Origin of the sequence: Streptomyces sp. NPDC052042 (assembly GCF_044548345.1) — a bacterium.
Classification (GTDB): Bacteria; Actinomycetota; Actinomycetes; order Streptomycetales; family Streptomycetaceae; genus Streptomyces.
Map to the genome: position 1 here is coordinate 247,663 of NZ_JBIUBU010000005.1, position 24,306 is coordinate 271,968.

Genomic DNA, 24,306 nt, shown 5'->3' on the forward strand with positions numbered 1-24,306 from the left:
GTCATCCCTCCCGGAACCAGGCGGTGGCATCGGACGTGCTCAGCACGTCCAGCGCCGCCGGAAGCGTGTGCAGGTCGCAGGAGGCGCTCACGCGCGGCATGACCTCGCCGTCGTGCTCGAACAGCAGCGGCTGGCCGTCGAGGCGCTCGATCGTCATGTGCGCGCCACGCCGCCACCCGATCCCTGGTACGTCGTAGACATTGCCTCCGAGCGCGGCCTGCGCGAAGGCGTTCATGTCGGCCTCGGCCGTCACGACCGTGATGTCGAGCAGGCCGTCATCGAGCACCGAACGGGGCACGAGATTCAACAGGCCGCCGCGATACCGGAAGCCGCCCGTGATCGTCTCCACGACGCCCCCCTCGTACACGACCTCCCCGTCGACCGACACCCGGCCCTCGTAGGGCACATGGTCCGCCATCGCCGCGACTGCTGCGTCCATCAGCAACTGACGTCCGCTGCCCGGAAGTTCGGCTGCCTTCAGCAGGGTCTGAGCGAACAGGCCGCTGCCGGAGCCGAGAACCACGATCTGGTCGTTCTGATCGATCCGGGCGAGATCGAGGGCTCGCGTTCGGGATCGGCCGCTCATGACGCGCTCGACGACGGCGGTCCATGGCTCGTCGTTCCACAGACCGCGGTAGACGGAGTTGCCCGTACCACCGGGGGCGACGAGGAGCGGCGGGACGTTCTCGACACCCGCCCGGCCCGCCCGCCACAGTCCCGTGGCGACCTCGAACGTCGTTCCGTCACCTCCCACGGACACGACGCCGTCCACGGATTCGGAGTCGCCCGCCACCTTGTACGCGATGTCGGCGGCGGTTCCCGCGGCGGTGGTCCTGACGACGTCCACCCGGACCCTCTCCCGCGACGCGAGGGTCTCGACCAGATGTTCCCCGTCGCCTCCCGCCGCCGGATTGAGGATCGCGACCAGACGTGAACGCTGTTTCGTGGACATGTCTCTCCTGAGGATCGGCTCGGTCACGGCTGGATCCTGCGGACGACGGTGACGCGTGCACCACGCTTCGGGATCATGGTGATGTGGTTCATGGCACTCGGCTCGTCCCCCCTGTCGGCGGCGCGCAACTCCACGGTGCTCAGCACCCCAGAGAGCACCGTCTCCACCTCGACCTGCGCGAAGGTGGCGCCCAGACACCGACGGGCGCCGCCACCGAACGGAATCCACGCGTTCTGCGGCGGGGTGCTCTCCAGCCATCTCTCGGGACGAAACATCCCGGCGTCGTGCCCCCACAGCCGCGGATCGCACTGCACGGCGCCGATCGACGGCAGCACCGACACACCGGCCGGCAGCCGGTATCCGCCGAGCTCGATCGGCTCGGTGAGGCGCCGCGCCACGTTGTGGATCACCGGGCGGACACGCAGCGCCTCCTTGAACACGGCTGTCCGGTAGGGGTCCTTGGGCTCGTTCAGGCCCTCCAGTACGCGCGCCAGGACGAGCGGATGGCGAAGCAGCCGCTCGAAGAGCCAGGACAGTGCGACCGCGGTCGTCTCGTGCCCCGCCACGAGCAGCGTCACCACCTCGTCGCGCACCACCTCGTCGTCGGGTTCGCCCTCCAGGAGCATCGACAGGACGTCGGTGCGCTCGGAGCGGTGCGGATCGGCCCGTCGTCGGGCAATCTCCTCGTGGATCAGCTCGTCGGCCCGTTCGAGGCCGCGGACGACCTTGGTCCAGGGCCAGAACCTGCCCAGCCCCGGCCGGATCCAGACGAGGATCTCGGACAGGCCGATGTCCGCCATCGAGCGCAGCGCGGCCCCCAACGCGGCCGCCCGCCCCGGGTCGTCGACGCCGAACACCACCCGGACAATGATGTCGAGCGTCAGCGCATAAGCCCGGTCGAGGAAGTCGACGGGCCTGCCGACCGGCCAGCTCCGCGCTTCCCGCTCCGCCAACTCCCGCATCGCCACGGTGAGCCGGCTGATGCGTTCGTGATGGAACGGCGGCATCATCCGCTTGCGCGCCGGACGGTGTTCGGGCGCGTCGAGAGTGAGCACGGAGTGACGTCCGACGATCGGCACGAGCAGGGAATTCCCTTCCCCGGCGTGGAAGACGTCCGGTGAGCCGCGGAAGACTTCCTTGATGTGCTCGGGGTCCCGCAGCAGAACGAACGGTCCGCCGGGCACGACGCGCAGGGTCACCATGTCCCCGTACCGGTCGTGCATCTGCGTCAGATAGTGCTGCCTGCCACGCCGGAAACGGACCGTCTGCCAGGCCACCGAATCGCGTGGGCCGGGTGGCATCCGGTCCAGGGGCTCCGTGATCGGGACCTTGCTGATCGAGGCCGACCTCGCCAGCCGTTCCCACGCGCTGGACGTGTGCCGCACGACGCCGTTCATGAGGGATCCTCCGTCCGTGGTGCGAAGCGGTCGGGCGGCACGGGATCCTCCGCGGCGCCGGACGGCGCGGCTGCCGCCGTGAGATGACCCAGGTAGCGGTCGAGCGCGCGATCCGCCACCCTCCCGCGGGGCAGCCAGGGCCCCTTCGACCGCAGCCACGGCAGCTCGCTCGGCCCCGGGTCCGCGCCGGCGATGCGGCGCGCCAGAAGGGCGCCGTGGTAGGTGCTGAGCGCGAGCCCGTGGCCGTTGCAGCCGCCCGCGTGGTGCAGCCACGGATCTTTCCGGTGCTCACCGAGCACGGGCAGACCATCGCGGGTCACGGCTATCGGCCCTGCCCAGGTGGCATCCAGTGTGATGCCGGCGAGCGACGGGGACAAGGCGCGTACGGCGGCGAGCAGTCGTCCGGGGCGGGAGGCGAGGGATCCGTGGACGCCCCGCTCGACAGCACCACCGCCGACCACGAGCCGACCGTCCGGAGTGAGCCGGAAGTAGGGCGCAGCCTCGCCGTGTTCGATGAGTGGTTCGTCGGCGAGTCCGGCGAGCCCTGCCAGTTGGTCATCGGAGAGCTTCTGTGTGACACCCGCCTGCACACGGACGCCGAGCAGGCCGGACGGAGCCTCCGCCAGCGCGCCACCGTAGGCGTTGACGGCGACGACGACATGGTCGGCGACCAGTTCGCCGCCGTCGGTGAGGAGGGTGGCGAGCAGTCCCCGTCGGACCCCGCGCACCCGGCTGCTCTCATGGATGACGAGGCCCAGCTCCTCGCCGGCGCGGGCGAGCTGCTCGGTGAGCGCGGCCGGGTCGAGCGTCGCGGCCGGGCCGTAGCGCAGACCGCTGTGGTAGCGAACCGCGTGTTCGGGCAGTTCGCCCCGTCCGACGAACTCGACCCGGTCGGGCAGGCCGAGCATCCGCGCCGCCCGGTGCTCCTTGAGCTGATGCTCGGCGGCCGGCTCGTCGGACGCGACGACGAGCTGACCGCCCGGCACCAGGTCGCACGCGATGCGGTGGCGCCGCACCAGATCGAGTACGTGTCGCACGGCGGCGACCGACCACAGGTGCGCGGCCCGGGCGACCTCATCGCCGAAGCGCCGCCGGGCGATGTGCAGCGGGGGACCGATGCGCGGGCCGAGGAGCCCGGTGCCACGACCGCTGGCCCCCGCCGCGACCTTGTCCGCCTCCACCACGTGGACCCTCAGCTCCGGTGCGACGGTGAGAAGTTCGAGGGCCGTGGACAGTCCGGTCAGGCCCGCGCCGATCACCGCGACATCGCAGCGCTGCCTGCCGCGCAGCCGAGGACGCGTCGCCTCTTGGCCCGCGGCCCACGGGGTGGTGTGTCCGCTCATCGCCTGCTCCGGAGAGCTCCGGCCAGGCCGAAGCGCCGCGACCCGGACACGGCGCGGGCGATCGCGCGCGCGTCGACGGCCATGTCGGGCAGCTGACCAGGCGGCAGCCGGTATCCCTGGAAGTAGAGGTTCGGCGCGTGCGGGAGCGTCCGGGCGCCGTGCACCAGAGGGCGGCCACCCGGTTGAGCGAGCACCCGTAGATGCCCCAGCAGCCCCTCCATGTCAGGTCGTTGGCCGGTGGACGCGATGACGACGTCCGGCTTGATGCTGGTGTCGTCGTCGAGCAGCACGGCCTTCCTGTTGAACCCGGTGACACCGCGGACGATTTCGATCGACCCGTCGCGCACGCCTGCGATCAGACCGCGGTCGATCGCGCCGTAGGAGTGGCCGATGCGGTCGGTGCCGGCCATGGTGCCCTCCTTGGGCTGCGGTATTCCGTAGCGCGTCAGGTCACCCCACTGCATCCGATGCATCAGGAGGCTGGTGCGATTGACGAGCCAGTGGGGCATCGGGCCGTGTTTGATGGCCTGGCAGAGCAGCGAGGTCGTGGGGCTGAGCTTGAACAGGACCGGCATGTTCCGAATGGACATCCGTACCCGGGAGGCACCGGCCTGTGCCACGGCCACGGCGATGTCGATCCCGGTCGGACCGCAGCCGACCACCAGCACGTCCTTGCCGGTGTAGGGCCCGGGGACGGTGTACTCGCGGGCATGCAGGAACTCGCCCTCGAACTCGTCGAGTCCCGGCCAGCCGGGAATGAACGGCTTGCGGTGCAGCCCGGTCGCGACGACCAGGTGCTCGGTCCGCAGATCGCCGTCCGCGGTGCGCACCACCCAGCGATCGCCGTCGCGGTCCACGCGCTGTGCGTCGGTGTTGAAGCGTATGTCGGGCGACAGCACCTCGACGTACTTCTTCATGTACGTCAGGAAATCGTTGCGCATGGGCCACGGGCCGTACTCCGAGGAAAGCCGCATGCCGGGGAGCGAACTCAACCGCCTCCACGAGTTCATGCGCAGCGAGGGGTAGTAGGAGTGCCATGTCGAGCAGGCCCGCTGTTCCCGGTCCAGGAGCAGTGGGTCGTAGCCGGCCTCCTTGAGGGTCCAGGCGACCGCGAGACCACCCGGCCCGGCGCCGATGATGACGGGGCGTTCCATAGTCACGGACATCTGCTCCTCACCTCAGACCCGCTCGGGGAGCCGAGGACTTGGCCCGTCCCGCTCGGTGAGACGGCGTTCGAACTCGGCGAAGGCAGGCAGCCGGACCGGCTCGAACCGCACCTTGAACGATTTCAGGAAGTTCCCGAACAGCGCGCGATCACCGCACAGATGGATGGGGACCGCCAGCAGCGCCCACTCGAACCCCGCCACGAGGGCCCAGGTACCCACCACGATCGCGTTCGTGACCAGGCTGTGCATGGTGTTGTACAGGACGTAGTACACCTTGGGAATGTCGCCGCCCCTGGCCCGGCGGTGGGCGACGGCTCCCGGGAGATAGCCGATCACGTCGATGTAGACGAACAGCAGCACAGCCGGCCACCAGCGCACTTCCGAGAGGTGAAGGAGGAACAGCACGGAGCACACGACCAGGGCGACCCCGTACTCGAGGCGCAGGAGCGCGAAGGTCGTCCTGCTCTCGAATCGATTCACGTGATCCATCGCAGTCCTCCCGGTTATGCGACCGGTGCGGGACGCGATACGCCGGCCCCTGCGAACCGCGCGTCGATCACGGCGGCGATGGACGGATCGTCGACGACCGTGACGTTGCCGAGGAGGCTGCCCACGATGGTGGCGATGGCCTCCTTGAGCACCTTGGACGCGATCGGCTCCAGAACGCCCGCCAGACTCGGAATCCCGAAGTCGAAGGTCACCTCGAAGGTCACCTCGCAGCCGTCGGCGGTGGGCTCGACCACCCATGAACCGCGGAACAGCTGGAAGTCCCCGTCGGTCTGCTCGAAGACGATCCGCCGCGCGTCCCGCTGGAAGTAGTCGATCTCGGACCAGCGCAACGGGCCGTTCCGGAAGAAGATGTCCCAGTCGCTGGCCAGCGGTCCGTCCCCGCCACCTGGGTGCACGACGACGGAACGCACCTCGTCCACGAACTCGGAGTATCGCTCGAACTCGGTGATGCGCTGGTACGCGCTGTCGGCATCGACGCCCGTGGAGCGCAGGGTCAGTTGCAGGCTACGCATGTGTCAGTACCTCGTATTCGGGATTGCGTTCGGCGACCTGCCGGGCCGCCCGGTCGAACCGCTCGATGAAGAAGTCGACGTCGGAGTCCGTCATCGTGGCGGGCGGCGTGAACCGCACCACGTTGTCCGAGTTGAGGGAGAGGTTCGCCACGACGTCGTTGCCGATGAGCGAGATGAACAGGTCCGCGGCCATGGACGGATCGGCGAATTCGACACCGATGAGCAAACCCGCGCCGCGTACCTCATGGCGGTGGTGTGCCAGATGGGCGCTCGTGATTCGCGCGAGGTCCGCCGTGATCCGGCTGCCCAGGGAAGCCGCCCGCTCCACCAGACCGTCCTCGCGGATCGCCCGGATGGCACCGCACACCGCGGCCATGGCGATGGGCGCCGCGGAGAACGTCGAGGTGTGCAGGACGGGATCACGATCGAGCACCGCGAACACCTCGGGCGTCGCGATCGTCGCGGCGACCGGCATCACGGCACCGCCCAGCGCCTTGCCCGACAGCAGGATGTCCGGTCGTACGCCCTCGGCGTCGACTCCCCACCAGGTGCCCAGTCGGCCGAGTCCCGTCTGGATCTCGTCGACGACGAGCAGGGCGCCGTACTGCGAGCACGCGGCTCGCACCTCGCCGAGATATCCGGGCCGGGGAATCACCACTCCGCCCTCGCCCTGCACCGGTTCGACGATGACACAGACCTCGCCCGGGTACCGTGCCAGGTAGGCGGTCAGCGCCGCGGTGTCGCCGAACGGTACATGCGCGACATCCGGGAGCAGGGGCCGGAAGGGCTCCTGGAAGGTGGCCTTCGCCGTGACGGACAGGGCCCCCAGCGTCTTCCCGTGGTAACCGCCGGCCATCGACACGAGCCGCCGACGGCCGCCGAGCCGGGCCAGCTTGATGGCGGCCTCCACCGCCTCGGTGCCCGAACCCGAGAAGTGGATGCGATCGAGACCCGGTGGGGTCACGGATGTCAGGAGCTCGCCGGCGCGTGCTGCGGCCGGGTCGAGGAAGATCCGGGTGCCGATCGGATGGCGGTGCAACTGCCGCTCGACCTCGCGGACCACGGTGGCGTGCCGGGCGCCGGTGATGAACACGCCGTAGCCGCCGGCGTTGAAGTACGTGCGGCCGTCACTGGTGGTGACCCACGCTCCTGACGACTCCACCTCCACCTGACCGCCGAGAACCTCGGCCAGGCGGGCCCGCCCGGAACTCATGGTCCGCCGGTACGCCGCGGAAACCCGGGCGTCGTCGAACGTCTCGTCGTTGTGCATGGCTGAGCCCACGTCTCACCTTTCTGTCGGATCACTCGGGTCTCACTCGAAGCGCAGCACGTCACCGCGGAAGCTGTCCGCCAGCGCGGCTTCGGTCGAAGACCGTGACGGGGGATGGAAGTTGACGCAGTGACAGGCTGCGGCGAGGTAGGCCACGTCCGTCGACCCGATGTAGGCCATGCCCCCCAGCGCCTCCACCGCCCGGCGCGCGGAGTCGACGATGGCTTCTTGAGCGGCGTACCGGGCGACCAGGGTGCGGGCCAGTGCGGCGTTGTCGTCCTCGTCGGCCATGAGCTGCCTGGCGATCCCCTCGAGCAGCTGAGTCGCCGTCTCGATTCTGATGCCGAGATCCGCGACGACGGCAGGGCCGATCCGCTTGCCCGCGAATGCCTTCTCCACCAGGGCGCTGGCCATGCCCAGGTAGCAGGAGGTGATCAGCATCTCGAACCACATGAGTCCGATCGTCTGCAGTTCGTCGATCTCACCGTGCTCGCCGAGCTCCGTCGGCACCAGCAGACGTTCGTCGACGAACACGTCCGTGAGCCGCACCTCGTCACTTTCCGCGCCCGCGAGGACATCGCTCTTCCAGAACGGATGGACGGAGACTCCCGGGGTCTCGGCAGGCAGCAGCATCAGGACGGTGTCGCGGCTCCCGTCCTCGCGGGGCACCGCGATGCTCGCCGACAGCAGATCCATCGAACGGGACATGCTGCAGGGGCGTTTGGCGCCATTGACGACGATGCCGCCGTCCGCGCGGACACCGCTGACGGTGGGGGAGAGGATGCCCTGGCCCGGGTTGCCCTCGGCGAATCCGGAGGAGACGAGCAGGTTCTGCGTGGCGATTCCTTCGAGGAGCGCCCACTCGACGCCGCTGGAGCGCAGGCTCTCGGCAAGTGTGAAGATGGTCGCGACCGAGAAGTGGTGCATGGTCGTCGCCACGGCCAGCGACGGCGCCGCCGCACCGATCGCGCGGGTCACCTGCACGGCCTCCAGGGCGTTCGCGCCCCTTCCAGCATAGGTTTTGGGAATGACGAGGGCGGGGCCGCCGGCGGTGCGGAACAGCTCCATGCCGCGATTGCCGGGCTTCTCCAGGTCGGACAAGGACGATTCGGCCAGCTTCGAAAGCAGGCCGGGCAGATGGTGCTCACAGACCGCACGGGCCTCATCGAGCGATCGCAACGCAGTCCTCCTCGTTCTCGGGAAGGGCGCTCGTCTCCGGGGCGGCGGCCGAACGGGCGACGGGGTCCGCGACGACGGAGACTCCCTGGAGATGGGTCGTGCGCAGTACCGGGTAGTTGGCCTCGCCGAAGACTCCACCGGTCAGTCCGGTGCCGCCGTGGGACGGCAGCGGAGCGGTGAACGCGATGTGGGAGTCGTTGACCTTGAGCAGGCCACCGGTGGCCGTGTCAGCGATGTACCGCTCGACGACCTTCTCGTCGCGTGCCCACAGGGAGTTCCGCAGCCCGTACCGGTTCGAATTCACGAACTCGACGTATGCGTCGAGAAGCGCCTCGTCGTCGGCGGCCCCGGGCACCACGACCGGCAGCAGGGGGAAGAAGGTCTCGTCCTTGACCGCCTTCACCTCGCGTGCGTTCTCGAGGCCGTCCACGCGCAGCACGGTCGGCTGCAGGAAGAACCCGGCACTGTCGTCGACGGTCCCGTCGAGTTGCATGCCGTGACCGCCGAAGACCACAGCCGCGCCCTTGACCACGGCGTCGTCGAGGAAGTCGTGGAACTTGTCGTGTCGGAGCACCGGCGAGAGCAGCACCCCCTCCTGGTCCGGATACCCGGGCCGGAGCCGCCGCGCACGCTCGACGACCCGCTCGATCAGGTCGTCCGCGACATCGGGGTGCACGACGGCCTGGTTGGGGACCATGCACAGCTGGCCCGAGCCGTAGAAGCTCTCGACGAGCGCGTCGGCGGCGCCGTCGAGATCGGCGTCCTTCCACACCAGCACGGAGTCGTTGCCCGCGAGTTCGAGGATCGGCTTCTTGCCCGCCTCCACGCAGCGCCGCTCCAGCTTCAGCCCGGCCGGCACATCGCCGAAGAACATGATGTCGTCGACAAGAGGGCTCCCGAGCCATGCGTCCAGCATCGGGGCGGGGTTCCCGCACACCACGTTGAGCACTCCTGGCGGTGCCCCGAGCTGATCGAGGAGGGGCGCGATGATGTTCCTCAGCGCGTACGTGATCCCGTAGGGAGCCGTGCGCGGCGCGCGGACAACGACCGCATTGCCGCCCGGGATGCTCATGGTCCCCAGCAACGCGCTGACCAGGGGCGCATTGGCGGGTGGTGTGATGCAGACGACCCCGTCCGCCTGCCGCCGCACGATGTTGCGGCGATTGCCGACGGAGAACTCCTGATGCAGCTGGGTGCGCAGGTACCGCGCCGACTCCGGCCTCGTCAGTTCGCGCATCCCGGAGATCTCCCACCTGGCGAGCTCCAGCGGATGCCCTTCCAGAGTGAGCAGGCCCACGAGTTCGTCCTCGTGGTTCTCGATTGCGGTACGCAGCAGCTCCATCCAGCCGTCGAACCGGATGGACAGCGGCGTCGCACGCCAGATCTTTGCCGCTTCGGCCGCCGCGCTCAACGCGTCCTCGACGATCGCTGCGTCCGCGAGCGCCACCCGGCCGGCTATGACGCCCTCCGGAACCTCTGCAGGGTCGACCTGGCCGGCCTCGAGCCGCCGCTTGAGCGTGAGACTCGCGAACGAGTCGTCGAGTACGGCGTGGGCCGACAGGACGTAGACCCACCGGCCGCTCTCGACGTTCTTCCCGCGTACATAACTACTGAGTGAAGGGATTGAGTGAGCCTCGACACTTGGTGCCAAAGTGACCCCGCAAGGTAGATGTCGGCAAGGGCGACGTCATGACGTGTACGCCGCTGTCAGCGTTGCGAGAATGAGTATCGAAGGCGACTCTGAAACGGGGCTGACATTGAGATGGCGTCGATTTGGGCTGCGCGTCAGAGAAGGGCTGGTAGCTTCTCGCAGACCGATTTCCGTACGTGAGGACAGAGCATGCAGATGCCCGACTCGCTCCGGCCGGAACCCCGCGCTTCGATTGTCGCGGCCCTGGAACGCCATGCGGACAATCCCAGCGCCTTCCTCGCCCTCAACCGCGGCAACAAGTACTTCAGCTGCGATGACTTGGACGGATTTGTCTGCTATCAGGTCCAGGGGCGTCGCTGGATTCAGCTCGGTGGGCCATTCGCGGACCCGGCGTGCAGGGAGGAACTGGAGTCCAGGTTCCTCGCTCATGCCCATGAGCACGGTTGCAAGGTGATCGGCGCCCAACTCCAGCGTGCAGATGCCGAGTTGCTCGCTGCTCTCGGACTCACTGTGAACCAGGTGGGTGCCTCCTATGCCGTGCGGCTCGCGGACTTTACGCTCCGGGGAAAGCGTTTCGTGCGGCTTCGCAACAAGATATCCCGGGCCGTGAGATCGGGACTCGAGATCAGCGAGGTGGATCCGGACAAGTGCGCCGATGAGATCAACTCCATCAACGAGCGATGGCTCCGGGACAAGGGAAAGCACACCAAGGAGCTCTCCTTCCTGATCGGCGAGATGGGGGGCGAGTGGCAGGCCCTGCGCAAGCTGTACGTCGGGAAGATCGAGGGAACGGCGATCGCCTATGTGTCGTATGTGCCCGTCTACGGTTCCCGTCCGGGGTGGCTGCACGATCTGAGCAGACGTCTTCCCGATTCGCCACCAGGGGTGATGGAGGCCATCAACGCGCGGGCGATCGAGGACATGAGGGCGTTGGAGATCCCCTGGCTGCACTTCGGCTTCACGCCGTTCACCAGCCTCGACAGCAAATACGAGCTGCCGGCCGCGAGCCGCACAGCAGCCCGGATGGTCCGGTTCGTCGCCGATCACGGGGACCGCGTCTATCCGGCGAAGAGCCAGTTGGAATACAAGTCCAAGTGGTACCCGGACGCTGTACTGCCCGAGTATTTCGCCTTCGACGGCGGCATGTCGTTCCGATCGCTGTGGAGTGTGGCGAAGGCGACCAACATCATCTGAAGGGAAACAAATGTCAGAGGTCTGCTTCACCGCAACATGTGATGCCCCGCTCGACTTCGCGTTCTCCTACCTGGATGACTATCGAAACGTTCTCGAGTACTGGCACGGTATGACGAGCTACCGCCCCGTCGGGGAACTCGATCACGGCCTGGGGGCGGTCTTCGAGTCGACTATCAGACTCGGTCCGTCCAGCCAGAGGTCGACCATCAAGAACGTGCACTGGGAGGAGAACGTACGGGTCTCCTACGAATCCATCTCGGGTATGCGATCGACCACGAGTTTCCTCTTCCGGGAGGTTTCCGGAAACCGCAGCGAAGTGGAGATCCGTATCGGATTCTCGCTGCCCGGTGGAATGGCTGGACGGGCGCTGGAGAAGACGCTGGAGCCGTTCATCTCCGCCGCGGCCAGGAATACGGCGGCGAACATATCCGAAAAGGTGTCCGCCCGCTATGCCGGGCGGACACCCGATCTGGGGGGCTCGGAATGAGCGGGGGGCCTGTGCAGCGGCCTCGCGAGGCCGGGGAGGCAGTCGGCGCCGTCGAGGATGACAAGCCGGCTGGAAAGACCCGTCCATGGAGCCGGGATGCGCGGCTCGACAGCATCGCCGGACTGGCGGACCGCCTTGCGGATGAATGGGCTGCTCAACTGGGCGTGATTCCATGAGGACCGTCCCCGCCGCCCCCGGTGGGCGCCCGCCGGCGGCCGGGGCACCTTGCCGCGCGGCCGGAACGCCCGTCTGCGTCCGGTAGGCGGGCGGCGTCCCTGTGCCGTGCGACGCGCTGTATCCGCCGCCGCCCGCCGACCACCACGGATGACGCGACGGCCGTCCGGAACCACCGCTGAACACGCAGACGCGAGCTCCCGGCAGGAGGGTTCGGGCCCGCCGACCGTCCCTCCGCCGGGAGCTCTCGCCGATGCCGCGGCCGCAGGCTCAGGCTCCGTGCGCAGCCGCCGGGCCGGCCGGCTGCTGCGCCCACCGTCCCGTCAGGAATACCCCGATGTCCCCGACCGAGGCGGCGGCCTTCGAGACCAGCCCGGCCTGGGCCTGCGCGGCATGCCACAGCACATCGCTCACCACAAGGTTCGTCTCCACACCGGCCCCGCGCAGCGAGGCGGCCAGGCGAAGACACTGGGGATAGAGCAACTCCCTCCTGTTGGTGTGGAGATAAGTGGGAGGAAGCCCGGTGAACCCCGCTCCGGCAGGGGCATAGCGGGGGTCCGACGGATCGCCGTCGCCGAGGTAGGCGGTGGCACAGGCGAGTCCCCAGGCACGGCTGACGACGAGATCCCGACTCCGCTCGGCGGTGTCGCCCGGATCGGCCCAGGGCGAGATGAGCACCAACGCCGCCGGTGCGGGGTGCGAGCCGCCTCTGTCTCCTTCGGACCGGTCGGCGCCGCCGGCCGCGAGATGCTGCGCCGCAGCGAGGGCGATGCCGCCGCCCGCGGAGTCCCCGGCGAGCACGAGAGAGGACGCCGCGTCCCCCTCTGATTCCGTGAGCGCCTCTATTGCTTCCAGTGTGTCCTCCAGAGCCGCTGGGCACGGGTGCTCGGGGGCCAGGCGGTAGTCGAGCACATGGACGGGGCGCTCCGTCGCCTGGGCGAGATGGGCCGCGAGGGAGCGGTGCGTCGCGGGAGAGCCCACGGTGAATCCACCACCGTGCAGATACAGAACGGTCCCGGGAGCGGTGACGGTCCCGGACGTCACCCGTTCGGCGCGACGCTTGCCGAGGCGCACCTCCTTGACCACCGTGCCACGAGGCAGCGGCTGGGCGAGAGCGGTCGCGTTCAACAGCACGCGCTGCACCGCCCAGGGAACACGAGGGTGAAAGGTGCCGCGGAAGAACGGATGCAGCAGGGCCCGCGCCACGGGCAGCGGAATGTTCACCGGCGCGCCCCCGGACGAGGTGCGATTCTGAGAAGCCGGGACATGATGGCCCCGAAGCGCTGCGAACTCGCGGGCGCAATCCTTCCCAACACGTCGAGCGCCCTGGCCTCCGCGCCGATGAGGACCCGCGCCCGACGCGCCTGCACTCCTCGGACGATGGTCTCCGCCGCCATCTCGGGGGTGTGCAGGGCGAGGCGCTTGTCGAAGGCCCGTGCGATGGACGCCGGGTCCAGCCCGGGCGCGGCGCCGGCGTTGCGGGCTACCGAGGTCTTGATGCCGCCGGGGTGGACCGCCGTGACGCGTACCGGATACCGGGCGAGCAGCATCTCCTGGCGCAGAGATTCGGTGAAGCCTCGGACCGCGAACTTCGAGGCGCAGTAGGCGCTCTGACCGGGATATGTGATCAGGCCGAAGAGGCTGGAGATGTTGACGACATGCCCGTCGTGGGAGGCGATGAGGTAAGGGAGGAGCGACTTCGTCATGTAGACGGTGCCCCAGAAGTTGATGTCCAGGACGCGCTCGACGTCCTTGAACGACTGCTGCTCCACCTCGCCGTAGTAGGCGACGCCCGCGTTGTTGTATACCTGATGGACCGTGCTGAAGTACGCGCGTACATCATGCGCGTACTCGGTGACTGCTTCCCGCTCCGTGACATCGAGTCGCGTGGCCCAGATGTCCCGGCCGTGGTTCGAGCAGATGTTGGCCGTCTCCTCGACGCTCTTCGCATCGATGTCGGACAGAGCAAGATGCGCCCCGAGCTCGGTCAGGCGTACGGCGAGTGCACGGCCGATCCCGGATCCGGCCCCTGTGATGACAACGACCTTGTCCTTGAAGCTGTCCAGCGGCTTCTTCGCCATGCGCGTCCTCATCTCGAGATGGTGTAGGCCTCGATGTCGAATGTGCGGGTGATGCGGCGGAAGGCGTATGAGAACCCAGGCCACATCGTGGTGTTGGCGCCGTGCCGGTCGAGATACCAGCTGACGCAGCCGCCGGTGTTCCACACACTGCGCGCGAGCTTCTTCTGGAGGTCCTGATAGAAGGCTTCCTGTGCCGACGCCCGGACCTCGATCCTGCGCAGCTTCTGGCGCCGCATGGAGGTGAGGGCGCCCAGGAGGTAGTTCACCTGCGCCTCGATCATGAAGATCATCGAGTTGTGGCCGAGTCCGGTGTTCGGACCCACCAGCAGGAACATGTTGGGGAATCCCGCGATGGCCGTGCCTTTGTAGCAACGGCGCCCGACGGTGGCGAACACCTCGCCGAGGCTGCGCCCGCCCTCGCCGGAGATCCGCTCATACATGGGGGAGTCGGTGACATGGAAACCGGTGGCGAAGACGATGACATCGGTGGCATGTTCCGTGCCGTCCTTCGTGACGATCGACTTCTCGCGTATCTCCGCGATGCCGTCGGTCACCAGGCGGACGTGGTCCAGATTGAACGTGGGGTAGTAGGTGTTCGACAGCAAGATGCGTTTGCAGCCGAGCCCGTAGTCGGGGCGCAGGCGACGACGGACCTCTGGATCCCGTACCTCGCGACGGAGCTTGGCACGGGCCAACAGCTCGACGGGCCTCAGCAGAGCGGGCTTGTTCGCCAGCGCGACGGCCTGCGCCTCATGGGCCCAGTAGATGCCGGCTCGCAGGGTGCGCTGGTAGAAGGGCACGTATGCGCATGCAAGGCGTTCGGCCGTCGAATAGCGGCGATCCAGCCGGGGCATGATCCATGGAGCCGTGCGCTGGTACACCCGCAGCTCGGCCACCTGCGGTGCGATGGCCGGCACGATCTGGATGGCAGAGGCGCCCGTGCCGACGACCGCAACCCGCTTTCCGGCCAGATCGATGTCATGGTTCCAGCGAGCCGAGTGGAGCACCTCTCCTGCGAAGGCATCGATGCCGGGGATGTCGGGCAGCGCGGGCTCGCACAGGGCTCCGAACGCGCCCACCAGCACGGTGGCGATGAAGTCCCCCTGGGACGTCCCGATGTTCCAGTGCTGCTCCTCGCTGTCCCAACGTGCGCTTTGTACCTCGCAGTCGAAGATCTGGTGATCCCGTACGCGGTGACGCCGTGCGACCTTCTCGATGTAGTCCTGGATCTCGGGCTGGGGCGAGAACGAGCGGCTCCAGTGCGGGTTGAGCGCGAAGGAGTACGAGTAGAGATGTGACGGAACGTCGCATGCTGCTCCGGGGTAGGTGTTGTCCCGCCACGTCCCACCGGTGCCGTGCCCGCGTTCCAGGACCAGGAAGTCGTCCCAGCCCTCGCGGCGGAGGCGGACGGCGACGGCGAGACCGGCGAGACCTGCGCCGACCACGAGGGTGTGCACGAGGCGGGCCGGTCCCTGCCGCCGGGCGGCGGAAGGCGCCGTTCCCGTTCGCGCGGCCCCACGCGGCATGTGTTTGACACTCAAGAGGGCTCTCCCGTTGCGTCCGTCGGACGTACTCGGAGAGTGATGGTGGTGCAGTGATCTGACATTCCTCTGAAGCGGCGCCGCGGGCAGGGACAGAACAGTTTCAGGGGGTGCCCGGATGCTGGGTTCCCTGTGACGGCCGTGCAGCGGTTTCAGCTCGCGCGCGCCTCCCATGTTCCCGCAGCGAGCGACCAGACGAGGAGATGCCCGATGGCCCTTTCTCAGGAGATGGACGGCACCGTCGAGACGCCTGACGTGCTGATCGTGGGCACCGGATTCGCCGGCCTGGGCATGGCCATGAAACTGCTCGACGCCGGGCATCGTGACTTCGTCGTCCTGGAGAAGGCCGACGGCGTCGGGGGAACGTGGCGGGAGAACACCTACCCTGGATGCGCCTGCGATGTGGCGAGTGTCATGTACTCGTACTCCTTCGCTCCGAATCGGAACTGGAGCCGCATGTACGCGGAGCAGCCGGAGATCCTCGACTACATCAAGCACGTGGTCAAGGAACGCGACCTGGAGCAGCACATCCGGTTCGGCACGGAGGCGACGTCGTACGAGTTCGACGAGGCGGCGGACCGCTGGCGCGTGACGACAAGCGCCGGCCAGGAGTTCCGCCCGCGGGTAGTGGTGCTGGCCCATGGGGCGCTCCATCAGCCGAACATCCCGGACCTGCCCGGCATGGGGCGGTTCAAGGGCGAGATGTTCCACTCGGCGAACTGGGACGGCTCGGTCGACCTGAAGGGCAAGAGAGTCGCCGTCATCGGGACCGGTTCGAGCGCGGTGCAGTTCATTCCCGAGATCGCGGGCATCGCCCGGCACGTCGACGTCTTCCAGCGCAATGCCCACTGGGTGCTGCCGAAGGCCGACCGGCCGCTCAAGCAGACCGAGCGGCGCCTCTTCGCGTCGTTCCCGTTCATCCAGCGGCTCTACCGGCTCACGGCGTACTGGACGCACGAACTCCCTGTGCTCGCCTTCCTCAACCCCAAGTTCCTCGGTGTCCTCGAACTGGCGGCGAAGCGCACCTTGGCCAAGCAGGTGCCGGACCCCGGGCTCCGGGCCAAGCTCACACCCACCTACCGCATCGGCTGCAAGCGCATCCTGCTCACCAACGACTACTTTCCTGCCCTGCAGCGCCCCGACGTCTCCCTGACCACATCCGGCATCGACGAGTTCACCGAGTCGGGGATCAGGACGAAGGACGGTGAGTTGCATGAGGCGGATGTGGTGATCCTGGCGACGGGCTTCGCCACGGACAACCGCTGTGCGACCGAACGCATCGTCGGCCGCGGTGGATTGACCATTCAGCAGGCATGGCGTGACGGGATGACAGCCCATCTGGGCACCACGGTCGCCGGGTTCCCCAACCTCTTCATGCTGATGGGGCCGAACTCCGGCGGTGGCGCCCAGTCGATCCTCTTCGTCATCGAGGCCCAACTCCACTACATCATCGAGTGCTTGAAGCTGATGCGCTCCCGGAGGGCCACGCGTATGGAGATCCGGTCCGAGGTGCAGCACCGCTTCAACGCCCGGCTGCACGCCAAGCTGTCGCGGTCGGTATGGAACTCCGGCGGCTGCCACAGTTGGTTCCTCGACAACAAGGGGGTCAACCGTCAGTCGTGGCCGGGGACCGGTACCTCCTACTGGCGCGCCACCCGTCGGCCGGATCCGCAGGCGTTCCGGTTGACGAACGGCGGGAAACGATTGAAGTAAGCATACGCACGTGCGTATTCTGATGTTGGGCTCAGAATTGCCGAGCCCGTCCGTCCTGCCATGAAGGGGATGCCTCACGTGTCGAGAGCCGGCCACACCCTGAAGGCGGCGCCCAAAGCGCCGTCCCCTCATGAGGCCGCGGTCCCATGGACTTCGGTGTCGACCGTCATGGTCGGTATGTTCATGGCGATCCTGGATTCGTTCATCGTCGTGGTGGCGGGACCGGCCATCCAGGCCGACCTCTCGGCGACCGCGAGCGAGCTCCAATGGGTCCTTGCCGGCTACCAGCTGAGCTACGCGGTATTCATGATCACCGGTGGTCGGCTCGCGGATCTGTACGGGCGAAAGCGCGTCTTCCTCCTCGGCGCGGCGGTCTTCACGCTCTCGTCCATCGTCTGCGCCCTGGCGGCCGGTCCGCTCATGCTCATCGGCGCCCGCATCGTCCAGGGTCTCGGTGCCGCCCTGATGGTGCCGCAGGTCTTCGCGGTCATCACATTGACGGTGTCTCAGGAGAACCGGCATCGCGTCTTCGGCGTGCTCGGGGTCGTGATCGGCATGGCGACGGTCAGCGGCCAACTGGTCGGCGGTCTCCTGATCGGTGCCGACCTCTTCGGCACCGGCTGGCGCTCGGTGTTCTGGGTGAACGTCCCCATCGGCGTTGCCATGATGCTGGTGGCTCTGAAGAGCGTGCCGGAGTCGCGGGCCGAACAGACCCGCAAGCTCGACCTCCCCGGGGTGGTAATCCTCACCGCGGCCCTGCTGCTGCTCACCTATCCGCTCATCCAGGGGCGTGAGGCGGGCTGGCCGTGGTGGACCTGGGTGTGCTTCGCGGGCAGCCTGGCCGCGTTCGTCCTCTTCTGCGTGGTGGAGCGAAGGGTCGATCGGCGCGGTGGCGAGCCCCTGATCAAGCTCTCGCTCTTCTCGCAGCGCTCGTTCTCGCTCGGCATCGTCCTGGTCCTGGCCGTGTACGCGCTCCTGACCTCGTACTACCTGTCCCTGTCCATCTCCATGCAGGACGGACTCGGCATGTCGGCTCTTGGCGCCGGGCTCGTCTACACGCCGGCCGCCGTCACCTTCTTCGTCTGCAGCCTGATCGCCGGACGTCTCGTGCCGAAGTACGGCCGGCGTGTGCTGGAGGTGGGAGCGATCGTGCTCGCGGCCGGTTATCTGACGACTGCCGTGGTGCTGCTGTCCGGGCCCCGCCTCACGCCTCTTCTCGTCATCCCGACGCTGATGCTGCAGAGCGTGGGCGGCGGATTGCTGATCACTCCGTTGCTCAACACGGTCCTGGCGCGGATCGATCCGCAGACCGCGGGCATGGCCTCGGGCTCCCTGTCCACCGCACAGCAGGTCGGCGGAGCGTTGGGTGTGGCGGTGGTCGGAGCGGTGTTCTTCCACTCCTTCGATACGGGTGCGGACTCGGACGGCCCGGTGTGGGCGGCGGGTCATGCCTTCGCGTTGACCTCGCTGACCACCTTCGCCATCGCCGCGGTCGCAGCCCTGTTGGTGTTCCTCCTGCCGAAGGCGGCGCCGGCGAAGCGGTAACGGCACGGGAGAGGCCGACGTCGTCCGGGGTGTTCGCCCCGGACGACGTCGGCCTCTCCCGTCTTCCGCGCCCCCCTGATCCCCGGCCGCCGGTCAGGATTCCTTCAAGAGACTGTCCACCGTGCGATGAACCTTGTCGATGACGTCCTTGTCGCCGAGTCTCAGAGCAGTGTTCGCGGCGCAGAGGGAGGCGTCGATCAGGAAAACAGCGAGATCGAGTTCGAGTTCCGCGATCTCATCGGATTCGACCGCGTACTGGAGTTCTCTCCTGATCGTTTCGAGCCATTCCTGCTGCTGTTTGAACAGGGCGTCTCTGACGGCTCCCGGCTTACTGTCGAAATATGCGATGTTGGCGACTCTGAAGCAGCCGCCCTCGAACAGCGGTGTCTCGGCGTACGTGATCCAGTGATCAATCAGCGAGCGTAGTCGGCGCACTCCGTGCGGCGCCTTCCGCGCCGGGCGGGTGACTGCTTCGATGAACATGTCGCGCGCATAGTCAATGGTCGCCAGTTGCAGCGCTTCTTTTGTTCTGAAGAGGGTCTGGATGCCGGCCTTGCTCATGCCGGTGTCTGTCGCCAGGCGGCCGAAACTGACGTCATCCAGCCCTTCGAGTGAGGCGACGTCAACGGCACGCCGAAGGACGGTTCCACGTGTTCGCGCCCCTCTGAGCAGGCGCTTGTCGGTGGTTGCCAGCTGCTCGGCACGCATCGGGAAGGTACGCTTCTGGGTGCCCATACGGTCGATCGTACCTCTTGTTCGCGCCCTTGTGAGGGGGGTGACATGGCAGGGTCCGGCGAGATCGGCGCGACGGACAGGCCTTCGGCTCGAGGCAGCCTTTCTTGTTTCGATTTCATAGAGTTGAAATACGGGTTCGCGGCCTCGCTCATTCATGCAGGGATCGTGCGGGCTGCCTACTCGAATGTGTGGGATGTGGCGGCAAGGGTCAACCATTACGCTTCCTCAGTCATGGGAGTTCGGTAAGCGTGTTAAGGATCTTGTCCAGGTGTGACGAAGCGCGAGTTGACCCGGGGGCAGGCATTGACTGTCATGCGTATTGAGGTACTTGGTCCATTGCGCATTGAGATCGACCATTCGGAAGCGGGGTTGTCAGGTGCGAAGATCAGGGACATTCTCGCTGTTCTGGCGTTACGAGCAGGAGAGGATGTCGGAAGAGACGAACTCATAGAGGAGCTGGACCTCGCGAGTACGACTCGCGACTCAATCAACGCGGTGCACGCGCACATGCGCCGGATCCGCCGCTGGCTGCAGAGACACGGCATGCCGGCCGATTTGGTCGAGACGGTCGACTCCGGTTACCGGCTGAATCTGGACCGGGAATGCGTCGACGCGCACCGCTTCAGCGACCTGGTGCAACAGGGGCTCGGTCTGGCACCGGCGGCGCCCTCGGTCGTCGCGGCGATCCTGGAGGAGGCGCTCTCGCTGTGGCGCGCGGATGCGTTGACGGACACGAGGCAGGGGCCTCTCATCGCCTCCGCGGCGGAGGAACTGCACCAATGGCGTACGACGGCGCGCGGCGCCCTGCTCGACGCGTGGCTCGCGTTGGGACAGGACAACAAGGTGATCCTCAGCGCGCCGAGATTCATCGCCGATGACCCGTTGAACGAGGCGCTCCACGTGCGTCAGCTCACCGCGCTGCGACGTCTCGGCCGATACGCGGAAGCTGTCCGGGCGTACCACAATGCCGAGCGGATGCTGCGCCAGGAGCTGCGCGTGGAACCGGGAGCGGAGCTCCGCACCGCGCACACCGTCGCCCGGCGGAAGATCTCCTCCGGCATCATGCACGAATGGGTCGAGCTGGCCCGACTGGCGTGAAGCGGCCGATCGGCTGAGCCGGGTGCGGCGGTACGAGTCCGGTGCGGCACGGGAGGCTGAGGTCTCCCGTCCCGTGCCGGGCCGTTCGTCGTGCCTCACGATGCCTCCGCGCGGTCAGGAGGTGCGGCGCCCCAGAACGGCGGCGAGGGCCTTGACCATCTCGGCCGCCATGACAGCCTGGCCGGACGTGGAGAAATGTATGCCGTCCTTGCTCAGGAGGTTCTCCCGGGAGTTGATGGGGTGCTCCCACATGTCGACCACGACGGCGCCGTACTCTGCGGCGAGGGCGCGCGTGATGTCGTTGAGAGTGCGCACGCGTCGGGTCCAGTCGGGGAACACGGGCACGATATAGGCGCGGCCCAGTGTGAACGTCGTGAGCTGGGCGCCGGTCCGGGCCGCCAGGCCGTACAACGTGCGCATGTTCTGCTCGATCTCGTCGAAGTCCGGCTCGCGGCGCACGAGGTCGTTGGCGCCACAGGGGATATGAAGCAGGTCGGGCGCGAAGTCCGTCAGCTTGTCGACCTGTAGTTGGATGGTTTCGGCTGTCGTGGCTCCGATCACGGCTGTGTTCAGGTAGGCCACGTCCGGCCGCGCCTGCCGGAGGATGTGTGCGAACCGGTCGGACCAGCCCTGATTTCCGTAGCCGGCGCTCTCGTCCCCCGTTCCTGCGGACAGGCTGTCGCCGATCACGGCGTAGCGCTGCCACGGAGCGTCGAACAGCATGGCCGCCGCGTCGACGACGGGCAGGCAGTAGGGGTCGGTCTCTTCCGTGAAGGGCGTCATTACCAAAGAGTGCGACCGGCCGTATGTATATGTCAAGGCTGTGATCGCGCCACCTGAGCAGCCTTCCAAACCGATCGCGTCGCCGATCCGCAGTCCGTGCCGACTGCCTCGCCCGCATCCCCGCCGCCGCATACGGCACAGAGATCGTGGACAGCAGCGGCAGGCGCCGGAGGAGTGCTGCCGCGACGGCGATGCCGCCGGCACGCATGCCGAACGTGGCGGTGAGGCGCACCGCACTTCAACGCCGATGGAGGCGGGGTGCTGTGGGCGTCGTGCACGCACGCAGTCGTGGTGATGCCGCATGTGTCGTCACCCGAAGCCGAGCCCCGTCCGCACCTCATGGTGCGATGAGGAATCCGCCGGGGTGGTGGAAGTCTGGTTTCGGTGAAGGGTGTTTCAGTGCCCAGTACCCGAGCCGCCCCCTGTCGTCCTCGATCACCGCGGTCAGGGCCATCGCACCCGTACACGGCAGGTTGCGCACGTCCGTACGTACCTCCATCTCCAGCCGATGTGCTGTACGCGTGACCTGGATCCGAGGGGGCCGGGAAGGGCGGGCCGGTGTCGCCCCTGTGCGGTAGTCGTCGAAGGTGTAGAGAGCCCACTCCGTGGAGGGGGACGCGTTCAGTTCGAGGTAGGCCGTGCCTTCTGCCGTCCTGCGTGCGAACATCTCGAAGCACGTGTGTTTCCACAACTCATCGGTGTGCTGCGGCTCCCGGGTGGGCGGGAGCCGGAGGCGGGAGAGGTCTCCGTCCAGCACGTACCGCAGGGTGAGCGTGTCCGGACCACGCTCCAGCAGATGGACGTCGAGCGAGCGCACGATCCCGGTGTCCTGAGGTGCGAAGGGGCGCAGAGGGAAACGGTGCGGAAGACGCGACGGCATCACGTCACGCCCTTGAGATGGGGAGAGGGGATCGACACGTTGTCCCGCCCGCCCGCCCCTTCCGGCTCTTCCGTCCGTGCCGAATCCAGGATCGCCGCGACGGTTTCGTGGCTCGGCAAGATCGAGCGGGCCTCCGCGATGGTGTCGGCCTGTCCGGCCGCCAGATCCATGAACCTGTCCCATTGCGCTGCCAGGGGTTCACGACGCCCGCCGCACTCAATGCTCTCCGCGGGACTGTCCGCGGGGGGCGCAGCGGCCGAGGCGTCGAAGGATGCATGCGATGGACGCGGGTACACGGTGACGCACGGGTTCAGGAGGTCGGCGACCATCGTCCTGTCGTGCTCGACGACCGTGAGCCGCCGGGTTCTTGTGTCCGATACGCGACTTGCCGTCAGGCTCGCACGGCGAGCACCCGGAAACCGCAGTTCGGTGGTCACCGTGTCCTCGCCCTTCCTGCCCCCGCCGCTGTGGCGTTCGACCGTGGCGCGCACGACCTGCGGGGTGTCTTTGCCGAACAGGCCGATCGTCAGGTCGAGATCGTGCACCAGCAGATCCCAGGAAACGCCGGCATGCATGCGGGGGGAGTAACTGGAGAGCCGCTGCGTGCACACACCCACAGGGGACTCCGCGCGCGCCAGAAGCTCGCGGACGGCGGGGTTGAACCTTTCGATGAACCCGCACATCAGCGGAACTCCGCAGCGCAGAGCGGTGTCCACCATCTCCTTGCTGTCACTCAGGCTCGCGGACAGCGGCTTCTCCACGAGCAGGGGAATTCCCGCTGCCAGAACGTCCGATGCGACGGTCACGTGCTGATCCGTCGAGCAGGCGACGACCACGGCATCGACCCGCGAAAGATCCTCAAGCTTCGGTGCCCAGTCGGCGTCGAAACGCCGCGCCAGCCTGCGCCCGGCGTGTTCGGAGGGATCCACCACAGCCACCAGCCTGCTGCGGTCGCTCTCCGAGATGACGCGTGCGTGGTGGCTGCCCATGGCGCCGGCCCCTACGAGGAGAACGCGGGGAAGCGGAGTTCCGGTCATGCGCGCAACCTCTTCCGTACGGCGGAGATGATGCGATCCAGGTCCGTATCGGTCAGCCCGGGGCGGACCGGCAGGGAGAGGATCTCCGAGGTGATCCGTGCCGCCACAGGAGCCTTTGACGCCATGACCTGGGGATGCCCGCGATAGCAGTCGTAATCGAAGACCAGCCGCGGGTAGTAGATGCTCGTCGCTACTCCTTCGGCGGCCAGCGCGGCGGCGAGTTCGTCCCGTGTGCAGGCACCATCGTCCGTGACGCGAACGGTGTACTGGTGCCATACGTGACGGCGCCCGGCAAGAGTGCCAGGGAGGATCAGCCCGGAAATCCCGGCAAGCCCCTCCGACAGCCGGTCCGCGTTGTACTTCCGGCGCGTGGAGAACTCCTCCAGCCGACGGATCTGCGAGAGGCCTACCGCCGCGTGTATGTCGGAGAGGCGATAGTTCCCGCCGACACAGGAGTAGTCGTAACGGCTTTGCATCCCCTGGTTGCGGTACAGGCGCACGCGGTCGGCGACTCTGCTGTCGTCGGTGGTGACGACGCCCCCCTCACCGGCCGTCACATTCTTGGTCGCGTACAGCGAGAAACAGCCGACCCCGAAGCTGCCTGTCGGTCGGCCGGCGAGAGTCGCCCCGATGGCCTGGGCGGAGTCCTCGACCACCGTCAGGCCGTGCTCTGCCGCCAGCTTTTCGACCGCGATCATGTCCGCCGGCTGGCCGTACAGACTCACCGGCAGCAGGACCTTCGTCCGCCCGTTGATCTGGCCTTCGACAAGGGCGGAATCGATATTGAAGTCATCGGGCCGGATGTCGGCGAACCGGGCCGTCGCACCACTGGCGATGATGGCGTTCAGCGTGGCGGCGAAGGTGAACGGCGACGTGATGACCTCGTCCCCCGGACGCAGATCCAGAGCCTCCAGACTGAGGGACAGAGCCGCTGTGCCGCTGTTCACCGCGATGGCGTGCTCGGTACCGACGATCTGGGCCATGACCTCTTCCAGCCGCTCCACCATCGGGCCCTGGGTGAGATGACCCGACCGTAAGACCTCCATGACCAGCGGCTC

22 protein-coding genes are annotated in these 24,306 nt (G+C 67.5%); 5 read left to right on the top strand and 17 right to left on the bottom strand.

The genetic code is table 11. The annotated features are described in order from the left end of the window. Nucleotide 1: 1 nt before the first annotated feature. Genes ACIHCL_RS12320 through ACIHCL_RS12360 form a run of 9 tightly spaced genes read right to left on the bottom strand, consistent with a single transcriptional unit; the run spans nt 2 to nt 9,980 of the window. Nucleotides 2-952: a diacylglycerol/lipid kinase family protein gene (locus ACIHCL_RS12320; protein WP_399860302.1), complete on the bottom strand. Its 951-nt coding sequence runs from the start codon at nt 950-952 to the stop codon at nt 2-4. A gap of 23 nt (nt 953-975) precedes the next feature. After that, nucleotides 976-2,349, bottom strand: a complete 1,374-nt coding sequence (locus ACIHCL_RS12325; RefSeq protein ID WP_399860305.1) for a cytochrome P450 — start codon at nt 2,347-2,349, stop codon at nt 976-978. Then, a complete protein-coding gene (locus ACIHCL_RS12330; protein ID WP_399860307.1) occupies nt 2,346-3,692 on the bottom strand; it encodes an NAD(P)/FAD-dependent oxidoreductase in 1,347 nt (448 codons plus the stop codon). The genes ACIHCL_RS12325 and ACIHCL_RS12330 overlap by 4 nt, the downstream gene beginning before the upstream one ends. Next, a complete protein-coding gene (locus ACIHCL_RS12335; RefSeq protein WP_399860561.1) occupies nt 3,689-4,846 on the bottom strand; it encodes a flavin-containing monooxygenase in 1,158 nt (385 codons plus the stop codon). Before ACIHCL_RS12335 ends, ACIHCL_RS12330 begins: the two co-directional genes overlap by 4 nt. A 24-nt stretch (nt 4,847-4,870) precedes the next feature. Beyond that, entirely contained in the window at nt 4,871-5,347 is a 477-nt protein-coding gene (locus ACIHCL_RS12340) for a hypothetical protein (protein ID WP_399860309.1), read from the bottom strand. Nucleotides 5,348-5,361: 14 nt separating this feature from the next. Further along, a complete protein-coding gene (locus ACIHCL_RS12345; RefSeq protein WP_399860312.1) occupies nt 5,362-5,880 on the bottom strand; it encodes a type II toxin-antitoxin system RatA family toxin in 519 nt (172 codons plus the stop codon). After that, nucleotides 5,873-7,150, bottom strand: coding sequence for an aspartate aminotransferase family protein (locus ACIHCL_RS12350; protein ID WP_399860563.1), 1,278 nt, complete (start codon nt 7,148-7,150; stop codon nt 5,873-5,875). The genes ACIHCL_RS12345 and ACIHCL_RS12350 overlap by 8 nt, the downstream gene beginning before the upstream one ends. A gap of 42 nt (nt 7,151-7,192) precedes the next feature. Then, nucleotides 7,193-8,329, bottom strand: coding sequence for an acyl-CoA dehydrogenase family protein (locus ACIHCL_RS12355; protein WP_399860315.1), 1,137 nt, complete (start codon nt 8,327-8,329; stop codon nt 7,193-7,195). Further along, the gene (locus tag ACIHCL_RS12360) at nt 8,313-9,980 is read right to left on the bottom strand and encodes an aldehyde dehydrogenase family protein (protein WP_399860318.1); all 1,668 of its coding nucleotides are present in this window, start codon (nt 9,978-9,980) and stop codon (nt 8,313-8,315) included. The genes ACIHCL_RS12355 and ACIHCL_RS12360 overlap by 17 nt, the downstream gene beginning before the upstream one ends. Before the next feature lie 189 nt (nt 9,981-10,169). Between ACIHCL_RS12360 and ACIHCL_RS12365 the strand changes: the two genes are divergently transcribed. Both ACIHCL_RS12365 and ACIHCL_RS12370 read left to right on the top strand, forming a co-directional pair. Continuing rightward, complete coding sequence (locus ACIHCL_RS12365; RefSeq protein WP_399860320.1) at nt 10,170-11,174, top strand: bifunctional lysylphosphatidylglycerol flippase/synthetase MprF; 1,005 nt, start codon at nt 10,170-10,172, stop codon at nt 11,172-11,174. Between the two features lie 10 nt (nt 11,175-11,184). Further along, on the top strand, nt 11,185-11,661 hold the full coding sequence (locus ACIHCL_RS12370) for an SRPBCC family protein (protein WP_399860322.1): 477 nt from the start codon (nt 11,185-11,187) through the stop codon (nt 11,659-11,661). Nucleotides 11,662-12,105: 444 nt separating this feature from the next. Here ACIHCL_RS12370 and ACIHCL_RS12375 read toward each other — a convergent pair whose 3' ends face one another. From ACIHCL_RS12375 to ACIHCL_RS12385, 3 genes are read right to left on the bottom strand one after another with little or no spacing between them, the layout of a single operon-like run. Beyond that, nucleotides 12,106-13,059, bottom strand: a complete 954-nt coding sequence (locus ACIHCL_RS12375; protein ID WP_399860325.1) for an alpha/beta hydrolase fold domain-containing protein — start codon at nt 13,057-13,059, stop codon at nt 12,106-12,108. Next, nucleotides 13,056-13,928, bottom strand: a complete 873-nt coding sequence (locus tag ACIHCL_RS12380) for an SDR family NAD(P)-dependent oxidoreductase (protein WP_399860327.1) — start codon at nt 13,926-13,928, stop codon at nt 13,056-13,058. The genes ACIHCL_RS12375 and ACIHCL_RS12380 overlap by 4 nt, the downstream gene beginning before the upstream one ends. Further along, entirely contained in the window at nt 13,925-15,373 is a 1,449-nt protein-coding gene (locus tag ACIHCL_RS12385; RefSeq protein WP_399860330.1) for a flavin-containing monooxygenase, read from the bottom strand. The genes ACIHCL_RS12380 and ACIHCL_RS12385 overlap by 4 nt, the downstream gene beginning before the upstream one ends. Before the next feature lie 294 nt (nt 15,374-15,667). On the opposite strand from ACIHCL_RS12385, the gene ACIHCL_RS12390 reads away from it, so the two are divergent. Together ACIHCL_RS12390 and ACIHCL_RS12395 are read left to right on the top strand one after the other, a co-directional pair. Beyond that, nucleotides 15,668-17,170: a flavin-containing monooxygenase gene (locus ACIHCL_RS12390; protein ID WP_399860332.1), complete on the top strand. Its 1,503-nt coding sequence runs from the start codon at nt 15,668-15,670 to the stop codon at nt 17,168-17,170. Nucleotides 17,171-17,326: 156 nt separating this feature from the next. Then, the gene (locus ACIHCL_RS12395; protein WP_399860335.1) at nt 17,327-18,715 is read left to right on the top strand and encodes an MFS transporter; all 1,389 of its coding nucleotides are present in this window, start codon (nt 17,327-17,329) and stop codon (nt 18,713-18,715) included. Nucleotides 18,716-18,808: 93 nt separating this feature from the next. Here ACIHCL_RS12395 and ACIHCL_RS12400 read toward each other — a convergent pair whose 3' ends face one another. Then, a complete protein-coding gene (locus ACIHCL_RS12400; RefSeq protein ID WP_399860338.1) occupies nt 18,809-19,450 on the bottom strand; it encodes a TetR/AcrR family transcriptional regulator in 642 nt (213 codons plus the stop codon). 270 nt (nt 19,451-19,720) lie between these two features. On the opposite strand from ACIHCL_RS12400, the gene ACIHCL_RS12405 reads away from it, so the two are divergent. After that, nucleotides 19,721-20,548, top strand: a complete 828-nt coding sequence (locus ACIHCL_RS12405) for a BTAD domain-containing putative transcriptional regulator (protein WP_399860341.1) — start codon at nt 19,721-19,723, stop codon at nt 20,546-20,548. Nucleotides 20,549-20,662: 114 nt separating this feature from the next. Here ACIHCL_RS12405 and ACIHCL_RS12410 read toward each other — a convergent pair whose 3' ends face one another. From ACIHCL_RS12410 to ACIHCL_RS12425, 4 genes are all read right to left on the bottom strand, one after another. Continuing rightward, nucleotides 20,663-21,331: an SGNH/GDSL hydrolase family protein gene (locus ACIHCL_RS12410; RefSeq protein ID WP_399860343.1), complete on the bottom strand. Its 669-nt coding sequence runs from the start codon at nt 21,329-21,331 to the stop codon at nt 20,663-20,665. A gap of 337 nt (nt 21,332-21,668) precedes the next feature. After that, nucleotides 21,669-22,148: a DOMON-like domain-containing protein gene (locus tag ACIHCL_RS12415; protein ID WP_399860345.1), complete on the bottom strand. Its 480-nt coding sequence runs from the start codon at nt 22,146-22,148 to the stop codon at nt 21,669-21,671. Between the two features lie 62 nt (nt 22,149-22,210). Beyond that, nucleotides 22,211-23,248 carry a Gfo/Idh/MocA family protein gene (locus ACIHCL_RS12420; protein WP_399860348.1) on the bottom strand — a complete coding sequence of 346 codons (1,038 nt, stop codon included), beginning with the start codon at nt 23,246-23,248 and terminating at the stop codon, nt 22,211-22,213. Continuing rightward, entirely contained in the window at nt 23,245-24,294 is a 1,050-nt protein-coding gene (locus tag ACIHCL_RS12425; protein ID WP_399860351.1) for a DegT/DnrJ/EryC1/StrS family aminotransferase, read from the bottom strand. The genes ACIHCL_RS12420 and ACIHCL_RS12425 overlap by 4 nt, the downstream gene beginning before the upstream one ends. Nucleotides 24,295-24,306 lie beyond the last annotated feature (12 nt).

Coding starts and splice junctions, on each gene's coding strand:
- ACIHCL_RS12365 (WP_399860320.1), top strand. CDS start 10,170: ATGCAGATGCCCGACTCGCTCCGGCCGGAACCCCGCGCTTCGATTGTC.
- ACIHCL_RS12390 (WP_399860332.1), top strand. CDS start 15,668: ATGGCCCTTTCTCAGGAGATGGACGGCACCGTCGAGACGCCTGACGTG.
- ACIHCL_RS12335 (WP_399860561.1), bottom strand. CDS start 4,846: ATGGAACGCCCCGTCATCATCGGCGCCGGGCCGGGTGGTCTCGCGGTC.
- ACIHCL_RS12425 (WP_399860351.1), bottom strand. CDS start 24,294: ATGGAGGTCTTACGGTCGGGTCATCTCACCCAGGGCCCGATGGTGGAG.
- ACIHCL_RS12420 (WP_399860348.1), bottom strand. CDS start 23,248: ATGACCGGAACTCCGCTTCCCCGCGTTCTCCTCGTAGGGGCCGGCGCC.
- ACIHCL_RS12340 (WP_399860309.1), bottom strand. CDS start 5,347: ATGGATCACGTGAATCGATTCGAGAGCAGGACGACCTTCGCGCTCCTG.
- ACIHCL_RS12325 (WP_399860305.1), bottom strand. CDS start 2,349: ATGAACGGCGTCGTGCGGCACACGTCCAGCGCGTGGGAACGGCTGGCG.
- ACIHCL_RS12370 (WP_399860322.1), top strand. CDS start 11,185: ATGTCAGAGGTCTGCTTCACCGCAACATGTGATGCCCCGCTCGACTTC.
- ACIHCL_RS12410 (WP_399860343.1), bottom strand. CDS start 21,331: ATGACGCCCTTCACGGAAGAGACCGACCCCTACTGCCTGCCCGTCGTC.
- ACIHCL_RS12345 (WP_399860312.1), bottom strand. CDS start 5,880: ATGCGTAGCCTGCAACTGACCCTGCGCTCCACGGGCGTCGATGCCGAC.
- ACIHCL_RS12320 (WP_399860302.1), bottom strand. CDS start 952: ATGTCCACGAAACAGCGTTCACGTCTGGTCGCGATCCTCAATCCGGCG.
- ACIHCL_RS12350 (WP_399860563.1), bottom strand. CDS start 7,150: ATGCACAACGACGAGACGTTCGACGACGCCCGGGTTTCCGCGGCGTAC.
- ACIHCL_RS12380 (WP_399860327.1), bottom strand. CDS start 13,928: ATGAGGACGCGCATGGCGAAGAAGCCGCTGGACAGCTTCAAGGACAAG.
- ACIHCL_RS12400 (WP_399860338.1), bottom strand. CDS start 19,450: ATGGGCACCCAGAAGCGTACCTTCCCGATGCGTGCCGAGCAGCTGGCA.
- ACIHCL_RS12330 (WP_399860307.1), bottom strand. CDS start 3,692: ATGAGCGGACACACCACCCCGTGGGCCGCGGGCCAAGAGGCGACGCGT.